The organism is Aliirhizobium wenxiniae (genome assembly GCF_019511445.1).
GTDB lineage: Bacteria > Pseudomonadota > Alphaproteobacteria > Rhizobiales > Rhizobiaceae > Neorhizobium > Neorhizobium wenxiniae_A.
In genome coordinates this window covers 195958-210897 of record NZ_JAEUAN010000006.1, presented here as the reverse complement: position 1 = coordinate 210897, position 14940 = coordinate 195958, and the positions used below count along the sequence as shown (strand labels likewise).

Genomic DNA, 14940 nt, shown 5'->3' with positions numbered 1-14940 from the left:
TTGCCTCCTGAATCAGTAAGAGAAGCTTTAAACCAAAGCCGCTGGCTGTCCATTGTCGGGATCGGCGAAGATGGCGTGAAAGGCCTAGGCGACAGTGCCCGGACCGCGATTGCGGACGCTTCCGTGGTCTTTGGTGGCAAGCGGCATCTGGAGTTGGCGGCATCGCTCATAAAAGGCGAGGCACGACCATGGCCAACCCCGTTCGATGCGGCGATGCGCGATGTCGTGGCATTGAGAGGGAGACGAGTCTGCGTTCTCGCCTCTGGCGATCCCTTCTTTTACGGCGTTGGCGTCACCCTGTCGCGCCATGTCGGTTCCGATGAGTTCACGACCTATCCATCACCTTCAGCTTTCTCGCTCGCAGCTTCACGGCTCGGCTGGCCGCTGCAGGATATAGAAACGGTTTCGCTGCATGGCCGGCCGCTCGATCTGATCCGATCACTGCTACATCCCGGCAGACGGATCATTGCCCTGACCTCCGACGAAAAAGGCCCGGAGGAACTGGCGGAACTGCTGACCGAGAGCGGCTTTGGCCGATCTGAAATGACGGTGCTGGAAGCCCTGGGTGGCGAAGCGGAGACGATGCGCTCCTGCACGGCAGGTGAGTTTGCACTGCAGGATATCAATGTCCTCAATGTCGTCGCAATCGAGGTTATCGCCGATGCAGGCGCGCGCATCCTGCCGCGTGGTTTCGGTCTGGATGATGCGCTTTTCGAACATGATGGACAGATCACCAAACGGGAAATCCGGGCGCTCACGCTAGCGGCACTCAGCCCGCGGCGTGGCGAGTTGCTTTGGGATATCGGCGCCGGTTCGGGTTCGATTTCCATTGAATGGATGCTGGCGGATCCATCGATGCGGGCGACGGCCATCGAAGCACATGCCGAGCGCGCAGCGCGGATCAGGCGCAACGCAGCCAGGTTCGGTGTACCGGCATTGGTGCTGATCGAAGGCGAGGCACCGGCGGCACTGAAAGGCCTGACGCAGCCGGATGCGATCTTTATCGGCGGCGGCGGCAGTGAGCCGGGCGTCTTCGATGCGGCGGTAAAGGCACTCAAGCCGGGCGGCCGGCTGGTCGCCAATGCCGTGACGCTGGAAATGGAAGCCGTCCTGTTGGCCGCACAGGCAAAACTCGGCGGCAATCTCATTCGCATGGACGTCTCGCGTGCAGCGCCAGTGGGATCGATGCAGGGCTGGAAGCCGGCCATGCCGGTGACCCAGTGGAGCTGGACGAAGGGAATGCAATCATGATCGTGGCCGGTCTCGGCTGCCGCAAGGGCAGCACCCGCGAAGAGCTTCTATCGGCACTCGATGCAGCCTGCCTGGAAGCAAGGATTTCACGTGAATCGATTGCGGCACTGGCCACAGGCGAGATCAAGCGGGAAGAACCGGGCATTTTGCAACTGGCCGAAATGCTGAAGTTGCCGCTCCATATCATTGCCGATGATGCCCTGATGGAAGCCGAGCCGCGGACAAAAACCGTGTCCCGCCACAGCCTTGCCAAGACACTGTCCTCCAGCCTTTCGGAAGGTGCTGCGCTGGCAGCGGCGGGAAAAACATCAGAAATCATCGTACCGCGCCTGATTTCGCAGGGCGCCACCTGCGCGCTTGCCGAAACGAAAGAAAACGCATGACCGTCCATTTTATCGGCGCCGGACCGGGTGCTGCAGACCTTATCACCGTACGCGGCCGCGATATTCTCGCCCGCTCACCGGTCTGCCTTTATGCCGGTTCGATCATGCCGAAGGAATTGCTCGACTGGTGCCCGAAGGATGCCCGTATCGTCGATACCGGTTCGCTTTCGCTGGATGAGATCGAAGCGGAATATCTTGCTGCCCACAAGGAAGGTAAAGACGTGGCGCGGCTGCATTCCGGCGATCTCTCCGTCTGGAGCGCAGTGGCCGAGCAGATCCGCCGGCTGGAAAAGCATGGGATCGATTATACGCTGACACCGGGTGTACCCTCTTTCGCCGCGGCCGCTGCCGCGTTGAAACGCGAACTGACGATCCCGGAAGTGGCCCAGAGCCTCGTTCTGACCCGCGTTTCCGGCCGTGCGTCGAAAATGCCGGAAGGTGAAACGCTGAAGGCTTTTGGCGCGACAGGCGCGACCCTGGCGATCCATCTCGCAATCCATGCGCTCGGAAAGATTGTCGAGGAGCTGACACCACTTTATGGCTCAGATTGCCCGGTGGCGATCGTTGTGCGTGCCTCATGGCCGGAAGAACGGATCATCCGTGGCACACTTGCCGATATAGAGGCAAAGCTGGCGGAAGAGCCGGCCGAACGCACGGCACTGATCTTTGTCGGTAAAGGTCTCGGCGCATCCGATTTTGTCGAGAGCCAGCTATACAACGCAGACTATGTAAGGCGTTTCCGGCCGGGCTGGGATCAGTTCAGCAAAGATCAGGAGGGCAAGGGTTCGGAATGATCGGAAGGCGTGAAATGCGTCTTGCCGACAAGTTGTCCTTGCCGATCGAAGACCAGAATTTCCAGGGCAATATCTGGTGTGCGAAGCGCCTTGGCCGCCGTTTTCCAGGCGCGAGCCGCGATATGGTCGCCGAGTTGAAGTCCGCTTTCCTCAGCAAGCTGGAAGGCGTGAGAAACCATGTTGGCCGCTGCAATGCGCGCCACAAGATCGGCATCCGCACCAGCTTCGGCCGCGACCTTGGCAAGGGCGTCGAGATCGGCCAACCCGCGCTTGGAATGCACATCGAGCATGCCTTGGGAAAGCTTGGTCATCTTGGCAACGCCGCCGGCGATCGTCACCTTCGGCACCGGATGACTTCGGACATATTTCAACATGCCGCCAACGAAATCGCCCATATCGATCAGCGCGATCTCGCAGAGGCCGTGATGGGCTTGAGCCGCCTTCTCGGACATGTTGCCGGTCGCGCCGGAAATGTGATCGAGACCGGCTGCGCGCGCCACATCGATGCCGCGCCAGATGGAATGGATCCAGGACGCACAGGAAAACGGAATGACGATCCCGGTCGTTCCGAGGATGGATATGCCGCCAAGAATTCCAAGCCGGCCGTTGAGGGTGCGCTCGGCAATCTTCTCGCCATCGGCAACAGAAACTTCGACTTCGAAATCCTTTTCGCCATGGCAGACTTCGGAGATAGCCTGAGCGATCATCTTGCGCGGCACCGGATTGATCGACGGCTCACCCGGCGGCAGCGGCAGACCGAGCCGTGTTACCGTGCCCACCCCCGGTCCCGCCTTGAAAGTGATACCGGAACCGGGCGAACCGCGACGCACCGTGCTCATGATCAATGCGCCATGAGTGACATCGGGATCGTCGCCGGCATCCTTGACGATGCCAGCCTTGGCAAAACTGTTGCCCTTTTCCTCCATGGCGAGAGCGAAGGCCGGGCGTTGTCCGCCAGGCAGCGTTACCTCGACCAAGGCCGGAAATTCACCCGTCATCAACGCAAGACAGGCCGCCTTGGCTGCGGCCGCAGCGCAGGTTCCCGTGGTCCAGCCACGACGCAGGTTCTTGCTTTCTTCTTCAATGGCCGGTTCCATGGCCGTTTCTATAGCCCGGCCGCAACCGGCCGGCAAAAGGTTTGCATATGTCCGTGAATGAGTTGTTCGAAGAAATCGTCGAAGCACCGGAATTTGCGCCCGGCCATGTCTGGCTGGCTGGCGCAGGTCCGGGCCATCCGCGTTATCTAACGCTGGAAGTTGCCGATGCATTGACGAAGGCGGATGTGATCGTCCACGACGCGCTGGTTTCCGACGCAGTCCTGGCTCTTGCGCGAACGAAAGAGCTGATCTTCGTCGGCAAGCGGGGCGGAAAACCTTCCGTGGCGCAGGACGATATCACCGCGAAACTGATCGAACTCGCCAAGGCCGGTAAGCGTGTGTTGCGGCTGAAGGGCGGCGACCCGTTCATCTTCGGTCGCGGCGGCGAGGAAGCCGAGGCGCTGGTGAAGGAAAACATTCCTTTCCGCGTGCTGCCCGGCATGACATCGGCGCTGGCTGCGCTCGCTTCCGCCAATATTCCCGCCACCATGCGCGGCATCAGCCGTTCGATCACACTGGCCACCGGCCACGCAGCGGGAACTCCGGGCGATCTCGACTGGAAGGCGCTGGCAAAGACAGGCGAGCCTATCGTCGTCTATATGGGGGTCAGCACCATCGGCACGATAGCAAGGCTTCTGATGGAAGGCGGACTTGCCGCCGACACACCGGTCGCCGTGCTGATGGCGGCAACGACGCCGGACGAGCGCTCGATGACGGCAACGCTTGCAACAGTCGAAGCGGAAGTGCAGCGCCGGAACTTTGCTGCACCGGCACTGATTGTCATCGGCAGAATCGTGTCGATGCAGGCCATCCTTTCGGGCACTCAGTCATGACGGCGCGCGCGCTCATTATCGGCGCTCCGCGCTCCGGTTCCGGCAAGACCAGCGTGACGATCGGCCTGCTCAGGGCATTTCAGCGGCGCGGCGTAAAAGTACGCGGCATCAAGACCGGGCCGGACTATATCGATCCCGGTTTTCACGAAGCGGCGACCCGCCTGCCTGGCCTTAATCTCGACAGCTGGGCAATGGCGCCGGATCTTCTGCGCCATCTGGCCCGCGAACAGGCGCAAGATGCCGAATTGCTCCTGATCGAAAGCGCCATGGGCCTGTTCGACGGCATCGTCACCGAGCCCAACCGCTCCGGTGCGGCATCGGATCTTGCGCGGCTTTTCGGCCTGCCCGTACTTCTCGTGCTTGATGTCTCGGGTCAAAGCCAGACGGCCGCGGCGATTGCCTGCGGCTTCATGAACTATGATCCGGCGGTGAAAATGGCCGCCTGCGTGCTGAACCGCGCCGGCAGCGAAAGGCACAAAAAACTCTCCGGCGATGCGATCGAGGCGCTTGGCCTTCCGGTCGTAGGAACCGTGCTGCGCGACCCCACACTGACGCTGCCGGAACGCCATCTAGGGCTTGTTCAGGCCAGCGAACACCCGGAAATGGATGCCCATATCGACCGGCTGGCGGACGCTATGGAGCAGTCGCTCGATCTCGACGCGATTTTTCAGGCCGCCAAACCCTTTGATATTTCAATAGGTTCGACGGAGAAGGCGATTTCGCCGCCCGGCCAGCGGATCGCGCTCGCCGAAGACGCGGCCTTCACTTTTCTTTATCCGCACATCAAACGGCAATGGCGCGCCATGGGAGCCGAAATCGTGCCCTTTTCACCGCTTGCCGATGACGCGCCACCGGCAGATTGCGATATCTGCTGGCTGCCTGGCGGTTATCCCGAACTTCATGCCGGAGGACTGGCGGAGGCAACGAATTTCAAGGCGGGCTTGAAGGCCTTCGCCGAAACAAAACCCGTGCATGGCGAATGCGGCGGCTACATGGTTCTGGGCGAAGCGCTGGAGGATCCCGATGGCGTGACCCATGCCATGACCGGGCTGCTCTCCCACTCCACCAGCTTTGCCAAACGCAAGATGAACCTCGGTTACCGCCAGGCTCGATTGCTCGGTCCTTCCGCGATCGGAGCGGGCGGGGATCTGATCCGTGGCCACGAGTTCCATTACGCACGCGTCATTGACGCCGGAAACGACCAACCTCTCGCTATGATTGCAGACGGCCGCGGCGTCGAAATCGGCCCGTCAGGTGGAAAACGAGGGTCGGTAACCGGCACGTTTTTCCATGCAATAGCGCGCGATTAGGCCCAACGGGCGCTCGCCGGATGGGCGCCTGATTTTCGCAACCCATGGGGGGTTGCCAAATGTGTCGCATCAAAGGCACTTAATGTCGTAGCGAAGGCTCACCCGCGCGGCAACGCGCCCTTACCATTCATCAAGCCTCAACGGGCCTTCGATCGCTAGGCAGAAATTCCCCGAGGCAAAAGAGTTCACAGAAGATGAGCCGGGGACTGCGCAAGAAAGGAAGTTATGTCGGCGGCAACCGAACCATTTCCCACGATCGACAGCATGAAACACCCCTCTCAATGGAAGAGGAAACCGGACGACGGGGTGTCGATGACAAGAACAGAAATCTGCATCGGATAAGGGGAACAAGGGAAATGAACGATTTCACCAGATATCTCGCCGGCCGCGTCATCGCCGGCGGCATGAACCGCCGGGAATTCATGGGCCGCGCCATGGCCGCCGGTGTAACGCTGTCATCCGCCGGCACTCTCTTCGCCAAAAGCGCGGCTGCACAGACGCCCCAGAAGGGCGGAAACCTGAAGCTTGGCCTCGAAGGCGGAGCCGCCACCGACAGTATCGATCCCGCCAAGGCAACATCTCAGGTCATGTTCGCTGCCGTGCGAACCTGGGGCGACACACTGGTCGAGACCCATCCGGAAACGCGCGCACCCATCCCGTCTCTCGCCGAATCCTGGGCACCATCACCGGATGCCAAGACCTGGACCTTCAAGATCCGCAAGGGCGTGACCTTCCACGACGGCAAGGAAATGACCGTCGATGACGTGGTCGCCACCCTGAAGCGTCACAGCGACGAAAAGACCGAATCCGGCGCTGCCGGCATGCTGAAATCGATCACCGGGATCGAAAACAAGGGCGGCGATCTGGTCGTAACCCTCGATGCCGGCAATGCCGACCTGCCGGCAATCTTCACCGACTACCATCTCGTCATCCAGCCGAATGGCGGCGTCGATAATCCGACCGCCGGTATCGGTACCGGCCCCTACAAGGTCAAGAGTTTCGAACCCGGCGTTCGCATGACCTTCGAGAAGAACGAAAACGACTGGCGCACCGATCGCGGTTATGTACAGACCGTCGAGATGATCACCATGAACGACGCAACGGCGCGTGTGGCAGCCCTTGCCTCCGGCCAGGTCCAGTTCATCAACCGCGTCGATCCGAAGACGGTTGCGCTTCTGACACGCGCCCCGACGGTGCAGCTTCTGACGACCTCCGGCGGCGGCCACTATGTCTTCATCATGCACTGTGACAAGGCGCCGTTCGACAATATCGACGTCCGCATGGCGCTGAAATATGCGATCAACCGTGAGGAAATGGTCGAGCGCATTCTTGGCGGCTATGGCAAGGTTGGCAACGATTTTCCGATCAACGACACCTATGCCCTCTTCCCGGAAGGCATCGAGCAGCGCGCCTATGATCCGGACAAGGCAGCCTTCCACTACAAGAAGTCCGGCCATAGCGGCCCGATTCTGCTACGCACCTCGGAAGTTGCCTTCCCCGGCGCCGTCGATGCCTCCGTCCTCTTCCAGCAAAGTGCCAAGAAGGCCGGCATCGAAATCGAACTGAAGCGCGAACCCGGCGACGGTTACTGGTCGAACGTCTGGAACGTCCAGCCCTTCTCGGCATCCTATTGGGGCAGCCGCGCGACGCAGGACCAGTTCTATTCCGGTGCCTATCTTTCGACCGCCGACTGGAACGACACCCGCTTCAAGAACGAAACTTTCGACAAGCTGCTGATCTCCGCCCGTGGCGAGCTGGACGAAGCCAAGCGCCGCGAGATGTATCGCGAAATGGCGATGCTGGTACGCGACGAGGGTGGCACGATCCTGCCGATGTTCAACGACTTCGTGAACGCCGGCACCAAGAAGCTGATGGGCTATGTGAGCGATATCGGCAACGACATGTCGAATGGCTATGTCGCAAGCCGCGTCTGGTTCAGCGCCTGATTCTGAACACGGGGCTTAGAGGCCCCAACGATGATTAGTGGACCGCGGGGCGATCGCCCTGCGGTCTGAACACTTCGTTTCGGAACCGGGATCATAGCAGATGTCAAATTCCGCAGAGGCAGGCGGATCACCTGCCCGCAGCCTGAGGGACCGCTTTCCGCTAGCTGCCCTCATCATCGAGCGCTGTCTTTTGTCGCTCGTCCTTCTCTTCGCCGTATCCGTGCTGATCTTTGCCGGTGTGGAAGCCCTGCCCGGCGATTTCGCCACGACCTATCTCGGCCAGTCGGCAACGCCGCAGGCGATTGCCAATATCACGGCCGAGCTTGGCCTCGACCGCCCCGTTACCACCCGCTATTTCGACTGGCTGGGTGGTGTGCTGCAGGGCGATTTCGGCACGTCCTGGGCCAGCCGCAACTCGGTGTCCGAACAGGTCGGCAACCGGCTGGGCAATTCGCTGTTTCTGGCAGGCTTTGCGGCGATCATCGCCGTGCCGCTGGCAATCGGGCTCGGCATGCTGTCGGTGCATTTTCGCGATCGCATGCCCGACAAGATCATCAACGTCATCTCGCTGGCGGCAATCTCGCTGCCGGAATTCTTCATCGGCTACCTGCTGATCCTCTATTTCGCCGTCAATTTCGGCATCGCCACTTTCCCGGCCACCGTCTATCAGGGCATGGGCTTTTTCGAGCGCATCCAGACGATCGCTCTGCCGACGGCGACGCTGGTTCTCGTCGTGCTCGCCCATATGATGCGCATGACAAGGGCCGCGATCCTCTCGGTCATGTCGTCGGCCTATATGGAAACCGCTGAACTGAAGGGCCTTTCCAGCTGGCGAGCGATCGTCAAACATGCGGCGCCGAACGCGCTGGCGCCGATCATCAACGTCGTGGCGCTCAATCTCGCCTATCTCGTCGTCGGCGTCGTCGTGGTCGAAGTCGTCTTCGTCTATCCCGGCATGGGCCAGTATATGGTCGATGCGGTGACGGTTCGAGACATGCCGGTGGTGCAGGCCTGCGGCTTGATCTTCGCCGCCGTCTACATCCTCCTCAACATGCTGGCCGATATCCTCGCGATCATCGCCAACCCCAGACTGAGGCATCCGCGATGAGATTGAGAGAAATCCCCATCACCGCCTGGATCGGCCTTTTCGGCATCGCGCTCGCCGTCTTCTGCGCGCTCTTTGCCCCCTGGATCGCACCGCATGGCGAAACCGAAGTGGTTGGTGGCGTCTGGCAGGTGCCCGACGACCAGTTCTTCTTCGGTTTGGACAATCTCGGCCGCGACATCCTCTCGCGCCTGATCTACGGCACCCGTACGACGCTTCTGGTGGCGCTGGCGGCAACCGTGATCTCGTTTTCGCTCGGCATTCTCCTGAGCTTCACGGCCGCCGTTTCCGGCGGACTGGTCGATACGCTCTTTTCCCGCTTCAACGACCTGATGATGTCCATCCCGACGCTGATCTTTGCGCTCGTGGTCCTGGCCGTGCTGCCGCAATACCTGTTCGTGCTGATCCTCGTCATGGCCGTGCTCGATTCCACCCGTGTCTATCGCCTCGGCCGCGCCGTGGCGCTGGATGTCGCGGTGATGGAATTCGTCGAGGCGGCAAAGCTGCGCGGCGAAGGCAAGGTCTGGATCATTTTTCGCGAAATCCTGCCCAACACGCTGTCGCCGCTCTTGGCCGAATTCGGCCTCCGCTTCGCCTTTGCCATTCTCTTCCTCTCGACACTCTCCTTCCTCGGCCTCGGCATCCAGCCGCCGACGGCGGATTGGGGTGGCATGGTGAAAGAAAACAAGGACGGCATCATCTTCGGCATATCGGCGGCACTGGTGCCGGGTTCGGCAATCGCCGCGCTCTGCATCTGCGTCAATCTTGTGGTCGATTGGCTCTTGAAACGAACCTCCAGCCTGAAGGGAGGCCGTGGCGATGCCTGATACCAATCTTCTTTCCGTGCGCGATCTTAAGATCGAGGCGACCAGCTACCCACCCGGCGAGGCGCCGAAGCGCATCACCATCGTCGATGGCGTCTCCTTCGATCTCAAGAAGGGCAAGGTTCTCGGCCTGATCGGTGAATCCGGAGCCGGCAAATCGACGATCGGCCTTTCCGCCCTCGCCTATGGCCGAGGCGGCGCCGAGATCACCGGCGGCGAGGTGAAGCTCGACGGAACCGATATCCTGAAGCTCGGCAAGGGCGGCATCCGCAAGCTGCGCGGCGCACGCATCTGCTATGTGGCGCAGTCGGCGGCGGCGGCCTTCAATCCGGCTCATCGGCTGGGCGACCAGGTGATCGAGGCGACCGTCAGGCACGGGCTGATGAGCAAGGCGGAGGCCCACAAGCGGGCGCTCTACCTGTTCCAGGTTCTCGGCCTGCCGAACCCGGAAACCTTCGGTGATCGCTTCCCGCACCAGGTCTCCGGCGGGCAGTTGCAGCGTGCCATGACGGCCATGGCGCTCTGCTCCCATCCCGACCTGATCATCTTCGACGAACCGACAACCGCACTCGACGTGACGACGCAGATCGACGTTCTGGCGGCGATCAAGCACGCGATCGAGGAAACCGATACGGCGGCGCTCTACATCACCCATGACCTTGCGGTGGTGGCGCAGATTTCCGACGACATCATGGTTCTGCGGCACGGCAAGACCGTCGAATATGGCTCGGTGCAGCAAATCATCGAGGCGCCGACGGAGGATTATACGAGGGCGCTCGTCAACGTCCGCCAGGAAATCCGCCACGAAGCACCCGACCAGACAAAAGCGCTGCTCAGGGTCGATAACGTCAGCGCCGAATATTCCAACGGGTTCAAGGTTCTGCATGGCGTGTCGCTGCATCTGTGCAAGGGCCAGACACTGGCGATCGTCGGCGAATCCGGCTCAGGAAAATCGACGCTCGCCCGCGTCATCACTGGCCTCCTGCCACCAAGCGAAGGCAAGATCACCTTCGATGGCAAACCGCTGACACCCTCGCTGAAAGCACGCCCGAAGGACGACCTACGACGCATCCAGCTGATCTATCAGATGGCCGATACGGCGATGAACCCGCGCCAGACTGTGCGCGACATCATCGGCCGCCCGCTGACCTTCTATGACGGTCTGCGAGGTGCGGCCAAGACGGCGCGCGTTAAGGAACTGCTGGATCAGATCGAGATGGGCAACGGCTTCATCGATCGCTATCCGGCGGAGCTTTCCGGCGGCCAGAAGCAGCGTGTGGCGATCGCCCGGGCGCTGGCGGCGAAGCCCGAGCTGATCCTCTGCGACGAACCGACCTCGGCGCTCGACCCGCTGGTGGCGGAAGGTATTTTGAAACTACTGATGAAGCTGCAGGAAGAACAGAAGCTCTCCTATGTCTTCATCACCCACGACATCGCGATCGTCAGAGCGATAGCCGATTCCGTCGCGGTCATGCATCGCGGCAAGCTGGTGCGTTTCGGACCGAAATCGCAGGCTCTGTCTCCACCCTTCGACGACTACACCGACCTCCTGCTGAAATCCGTTCCCGAGATGGAACTGGGCTGGCTGGAAAAGGTGCTGGCGACAAGGCGCATGGAAAGCGCCGGCAACTGAAGATCGAGTATTGAGAGCAGAATGCACATGGCAGACCGTCCTTTCACCACCATCGAAAACCAGTGGATCCGGCTGAAGGACGGGACGCGGCTTGCGGCCCGTATCTGGCTGCCGGATGGCGCCGAGGCCGATCCGGTGCCGGCGGTGTTCGAGTTCCTGCCCTATCGCAAGCGGGACGGAACGAGCCCACGCGACGAATCCACCTATCCGGTGTTTGCGGCGGCGGGCATTGCCGGCGTGCGCGTCGATATCCGTGGCTCGGGTGAGTCGGACGGCGTCATCGACGGTGAATATACCGAACTGGAACTGGCCAATGCCTGCGAGCTGATCGCCTGGATAGCCGAGCAGCCGTGGTCCAACGGCTCTGTCGGCATGATGGGCATTTCCTGGGGCGGCTTCAACAGTCTGCAGGTGGCAGCCCTGCGCCCGCCGGCGCTGAAGGCGGTGATCTCGATCGCCTCGACGACGGACCGCTACAACGACGACATCCATTACAAGAACGGCTGCCATCTCTCGGCGCAGCTATCCTGGGCGGCAACCATGCTGGCCTACCAGTCCCGCTCGCCCGATCCGGACATCGTCGGCGACCGCTGGCTGGAGATGTGGATGGAGCGACTGAAGAACGAGCCCTTCTTCCTGGAGGAATGGCTTTCCCATCAGCGCCGAGACACCTTCTGGAAACACGGCTCAATCTGTGAAGATTACTCGGCTATCGAAATTCCCGCGCTGGTAATCGCCGGATGGGCGGATGGTTATCGCAATACGCCGTTCCTCGCAGTCGAGGGGTTGGGGGAGAAGGCGAAGGCGCTGGTCGGCCCCTGGGTGCACAAGTATCCGCATTTCGCTTGGCCGAAGCCGCGCGCCGATTTCCACGGCGAAGCCATCGCCTTCTGGAACCGCTGGCTGCGTGGTGAGACGAACGGCATCGAGGACCTGCCGCAGGTGCGCGCCTACATTCTCGACGGCCCGAAACCTGCGATGCGCCGCGATTCCGATCCGGGTCTCTGGGTAGCGAAGAACCGCTGGAGCGAGCCGGAAGCCGAATGCTTCTATGTCGATCAGTTCGGCGCGCTCATCGAGGGCATGCCGATCCCCCATGCGCCGGCACATGACGTCTACCTGAAATCGCCGCTCGATACCGGAACGGCCGCCGGCGAGTGGTTCACGCTAAAGCCGGATGCGGAACTGCCGGGCGACCAGCGCGGCGACGACGCCGGATCGCTGACATTCCAGACGCCCCCACTCAAGGAGGCCAAAAGCTTTCTGGGCCGCCCGGTCATCACGCTGACACTGCGCTGCGAGGCCGAACTCGCCAATCTCTGCGCTCGCATCGTCGATGTGCATCCCGACGGGACTGGCACACGCGTCTCCTTCGGCGTCATCAACCTTGCCCACCGCGATGGCAACGAGGAGCCTAAGCCGCTGACGCCCGGAGAGCCGGTGACGATCAGGCTGGCGCTCGATGCCTGCGGCTATCGTTTCGGCGAGGGACATCGAATCCGGCTATCGCTTTCGACCGCCTATTGGCCGACCGTGCTGCCGCCGCCGGTGGATCCGGGCCTGACCATCGACATCGCCTCGCTCGGCCTTGCCATGCCGCGTCTCGGGGACCACGAGCTTTTCGATATGAAGCAGCCGGACAATCCGGATCCGCTGCCGAAATATATGGAGCATGCACCGGCGGAAACGCACCGCAGCGTCACCCGAAACCTTGCTGCCGGCAGGACCCGTTACGAGGTGACTGAAGATACCGGACTTTTCGAACATCCCGGCACCGGCCTTGCTACCCGCCAGCGCCGCAAGGAAACCTGGTCGATCAGCCCGGACAATCCGCTGTCTATGGGCGGAACCTGCGTCTGGACCTGCGACATGAGCCGCGCCAACTGGTCGGTACGCACCGTCTCGACCGCAAGCATCGCCTGCACGGCGAAGGACTGGCTGATCAACGCTTCCGTTGTCGCCTATAACGGCGAAAAGCAGATTTTTGAAAAGACCTTCGAGAAGGCGATACCGCGCGATCTCATGTAATGGCATCTGCCACGTCGATGTGAATTGACCGAAACCTTTGCGAGGAACACAGTCACGACAACCGGAGGAGTTGTCATGATGACATTTGCACGCCGAAGCCTTGGGACCGCACTGGCCACCTTCCTGTTTGCCGTACCGGCATCAGTCTCGCGTGCTGCAGAACCCGCGGTCGTCATTCCGACCCCGGCCATTGATGAGACCGTGAAAGGAAACAGCGAAACCGCGGTTTTTGCCGGTGGCTGCTTCTGGGGTGTTCAGGCCGTTTTCCAGCATGTGACGGGCGTGAAGAATGCCGTTTCGGGATATTCCGGCGGGGCGAAGAAGACAGCCAGCTATGACACCGTCAGTCTCGGCCAGACGGGCCATGCCGAATCCGTGGAAGTGACCTTCGATCCCAATGAGGTGAGCTACGGCACGCTTCTGCAGATCTTTTTCTCCGTTGCTCACAACCCGACCCAGCTGAATTATCAGGGGCCGGATCAGGGCACGCAATATCGTTCGGCAATATTCACCGCCAGTGCTGAACAGCAGAAGGTTGCCGCGGCCTATATTGCCCAACTGGAAAAAACCGGACTGTTTCACGCGCCGATCGTAACCAGGATTTCGAAGCTGGAAGGCTTTTACCCGGCAGAAAAGTACCATCAGGATTTCCTGACACTCAACCCGAACCATCCCTACATCGTCTACAACGACATGCCGAAGATCGATAATCTGAAAGCCATCTTCCCGGCAGCCTTCAGGGCCAATCCTGTATTGGTCTCTAAGGCAAAGACCTAGGCGGCAAGGAACTGGATCGCTTCGCAAAGTGCCCTGAAACCGTCTCGCGCGCCCTCGCTCATATGCCGGGCGCGAAGCCATGCATGCACCATTTGCGGCTCGTCGCGAAAGGTGGCAGCGACACCCGATTGCTTCAGCCGCTGCGCGTAAAGCCGACCATCATCACGTAGCGGATCGAAATGCGCTGCGGTAATATAGGCAGGCGGAAGTCCGGAAAGATCGCGTGACTGAAGCGGATGCGCCACCGGCTCATCGTCTGGCGCGTTCAGCACTGCCCGGTAATAGGCGACATCGGCGGTCGTCAGGCCCGGCGCATTCGCCATTTCCCGATACGAACCCGAGACAAGATCGCCGCCAAGCGCAGGATAGATGAGCACCTGACCGATAATGCCGGGGAGGTTTTCGTCACGCGCCCGAAGTGACAGTCCGGCCGCAAGATTACCGCCAGCACTGTCGCCGATCACCACCACCTGTCTATCCTGCCCGACAAGCTGCTTCAGCACCCCGTAACAATCATCCGTCTGCGCTGGCCAGACATGTTCTGGCGCGAGACGATAATCGACGGAGATGAGTTCCGCTTGGGCAAACTCCGCAATCTCGGCGCAGATTGCATGATGGCTTTCCAGTGAACCGACTACGAAACCGCCACCATGCAGATAGAGAAGCACCGTTTCGGTGGTGATACGTGCCGGCCGATAACGCCGGATCGGCACGAACAAAACTTCATCTTGAAAGATCAGGCCATTCGGTACTGGTCGGTGGAAACGGGCGCAGAGTGCATCATACCAGACGCGTTGCTGCGTAATCGGCGCATTCACGGCGTCGGGCGGATAGAAGCTGTTGCAGATATCGAGAAACTCAAGAATGCCCGGTTCACTCGGCATCGGCGAATGTCTCTCGCTGGTCTCCATGGCCTCATCCATCTGGTTTTCCGAGGACCACAGGCTAGGCAGAATGGC

Annotated in this window: 13 protein-coding genes; 11 read left to right on the top strand and 2 right to left on the bottom strand. The window is 60.9% G+C overall.

The features are described from left to right. Genes cbiE through cobM form a run of 3 tightly spaced genes read left to right on the top strand, consistent with a single transcriptional unit; the run spans position 1 to position 2428 of the window. On the top strand, positions 1-1251 hold the full coding sequence (cbiE, locus tag JNB91_RS10215; RefSeq protein ID WP_220325398.1) for a precorrin-6y C5,15-methyltransferase (decarboxylating) subunit CbiE: 1251 nt from the start codon (positions 1-3) through the stop codon (positions 1249-1251). Continuing rightward, the gene (locus JNB91_RS10210; RefSeq protein ID WP_220325397.1) at positions 1248-1634 is read left to right on the top strand and encodes a cobalamin biosynthesis protein; all 387 of its coding nucleotides are present in this window, start codon (positions 1248-1250) and stop codon (positions 1632-1634) included. Before cbiE ends, JNB91_RS10210 begins: the two co-directional genes overlap by 4 nt. Beyond that, a complete protein-coding gene (gene cobM / locus JNB91_RS10205) occupies positions 1631-2428 on the top strand; it encodes a precorrin-4 C(11)-methyltransferase (RefSeq protein WP_220325396.1) in 798 nt (265 codons plus the stop codon). Before JNB91_RS10210 ends, cobM begins: the two co-directional genes overlap by 4 nt. Here the strand turns inward: cobM and JNB91_RS10200 are convergent. Beyond that, complete coding sequence (locus tag JNB91_RS10200; RefSeq protein ID WP_222857492.1) at positions 2404-3525, bottom strand: cobalt-precorrin-5B (C(1))-methyltransferase; 1122 nt, start codon at positions 3523-3525, stop codon at positions 2404-2406. The two genes, cobM and JNB91_RS10200, sit on opposite strands and share 25 nt — an antisense overlap. Positions 3526-3572: 47 nt before the next feature. Between JNB91_RS10200 and cobA the strand changes: the two genes are divergently transcribed. From cobA to msrA, 8 genes are all read left to right on the top strand, one after another. After that, a complete protein-coding gene (gene cobA, locus JNB91_RS10195) occupies positions 3573-4358 on the top strand; it encodes a uroporphyrinogen-III C-methyltransferase (RefSeq protein ID WP_220325395.1) in 786 nt (261 codons plus the stop codon). Next, the gene (locus tag JNB91_RS10190; protein WP_220325394.1) at positions 4355-5668 is read left to right on the top strand and encodes a cobyrinic acid a,c-diamide synthase CobB; all 1314 of its coding nucleotides are present in this window, start codon (positions 4355-4357) and stop codon (positions 5666-5668) included. Before cobA ends, JNB91_RS10190 begins: the two co-directional genes overlap by 4 nt. A 356-nt stretch (positions 5669-6024) precedes the next feature. Continuing rightward, the gene (locus JNB91_RS10185) at positions 6025-7614 is read left to right on the top strand and encodes an ABC transporter substrate-binding protein (protein WP_220325393.1); all 1590 of its coding nucleotides are present in this window, start codon (positions 6025-6027) and stop codon (positions 7612-7614) included. Positions 7615-7714: 100 nt separating this feature from the next. Continuing rightward, positions 7715-8722 carry an ABC transporter permease gene (locus JNB91_RS10180; RefSeq protein ID WP_220325392.1) on the top strand — a complete coding sequence of 336 codons (1008 nt, stop codon included), beginning with the start codon at positions 7715-7717 and terminating at the stop codon, positions 8720-8722. Continuing rightward, positions 8719-9546: an ABC transporter permease gene (locus JNB91_RS10175; RefSeq protein WP_220325391.1), complete on the top strand. Its 828-nt coding sequence runs from the start codon at positions 8719-8721 to the stop codon at positions 9544-9546. The genes JNB91_RS10180 and JNB91_RS10175 overlap by 4 nt, the downstream gene beginning before the upstream one ends. Then, complete coding sequence (locus JNB91_RS10170) at positions 9539-11176, top strand: ABC transporter ATP-binding protein (RefSeq protein WP_220325390.1); 1638 nt, start codon at positions 9539-9541, stop codon at positions 11174-11176. The genes JNB91_RS10175 and JNB91_RS10170 overlap by 8 nt, the downstream gene beginning before the upstream one ends. A 21-nt stretch (positions 11177-11197) precedes the next feature. Next, on the top strand, positions 11198-13204 hold the full coding sequence (locus JNB91_RS10165) for a CocE/NonD family hydrolase (RefSeq protein WP_430736264.1): 2007 nt from the start codon (positions 11198-11200) through the stop codon (positions 13202-13204). A gap of 75 nt (positions 13205-13279) precedes the next feature. Then, positions 13280-13981 carry a peptide-methionine (S)-S-oxide reductase MsrA gene (msrA, locus tag JNB91_RS10160; protein ID WP_220325388.1) on the top strand — a complete coding sequence of 234 codons (702 nt, stop codon included), beginning with the start codon at positions 13280-13282 and terminating at the stop codon, positions 13979-13981. On the opposite strand, the gene JNB91_RS10155 is transcribed toward msrA, so the two are convergent. Beyond that, a complete protein-coding gene (locus tag JNB91_RS10155) occupies positions 13978-14904 on the bottom strand; it encodes an alpha/beta hydrolase (RefSeq protein WP_223218125.1) in 927 nt (308 codons plus the stop codon). The genes msrA and JNB91_RS10155 overlap by 4 nt on opposite strands. Positions 14905-14940: the final 36 nt, after the last annotated feature.

Bases quoted from the DNA above. Each gene is read 5' to 3' on its own strand.
- JNB91_RS10185 (WP_220325393.1), top strand. From the start codon at position 6,025: ATGAACGATTTCACCAGATATCTCGCCGGCCGCGTCATCGCCGGCGGC.
- JNB91_RS10180 (WP_220325392.1), top strand. From the start codon at position 7,715: ATGTCAAATTCCGCAGAGGCAGGCGGATCACCTGCCCGCAGCCTGAGG.
- JNB91_RS10170 (WP_220325390.1), top strand. From the start codon at position 9,539: ATGCCTGATACCAATCTTCTTTCCGTGCGCGATCTTAAGATCGAGGCG.
- cobA (WP_220325395.1), top strand. From the start codon at position 3,573: ATGTCCGTGAATGAGTTGTTCGAAGAAATCGTCGAAGCACCGGAATTT.
- JNB91_RS10175 (WP_220325391.1), top strand. From the start codon at position 8,719: ATGAGATTGAGAGAAATCCCCATCACCGCCTGGATCGGCCTTTTCGGC.
- JNB91_RS10155 (WP_223218125.1), bottom strand. From the start codon at position 14,904: ATGGATGAGGCCATGGAGACCAGCGAGAGACATTCGCCGATGCCGAGT.
- JNB91_RS10190 (WP_220325394.1), top strand. From the start codon at position 4,355: ATGACGGCGCGCGCGCTCATTATCGGCGCTCCGCGCTCCGGTTCCGGC.
- msrA (WP_220325388.1), top strand. From the start codon at position 13,280: ATGATGACATTTGCACGCCGAAGCCTTGGGACCGCACTGGCCACCTTC.
- cobM (WP_220325396.1), top strand. From the start codon at position 1,631: ATGACCGTCCATTTTATCGGCGCCGGACCGGGTGCTGCAGACCTTATC.
- JNB91_RS10200 (WP_222857492.1), bottom strand. From the start codon at position 3,525: ATGGAACCGGCCATTGAAGAAGAAAGCAAGAACCTGCGTCGTGGCTGG.
- JNB91_RS10210 (WP_220325397.1), top strand. From the start codon at position 1,248: ATGATCGTGGCCGGTCTCGGCTGCCGCAAGGGCAGCACCCGCGAAGAG.
- JNB91_RS10165 (WP_430736264.1), top strand. From the start codon at position 11,198: ATGCACATGGCAGACCGTCCTTTCACCACCATCGAAAACCAGTGGATC.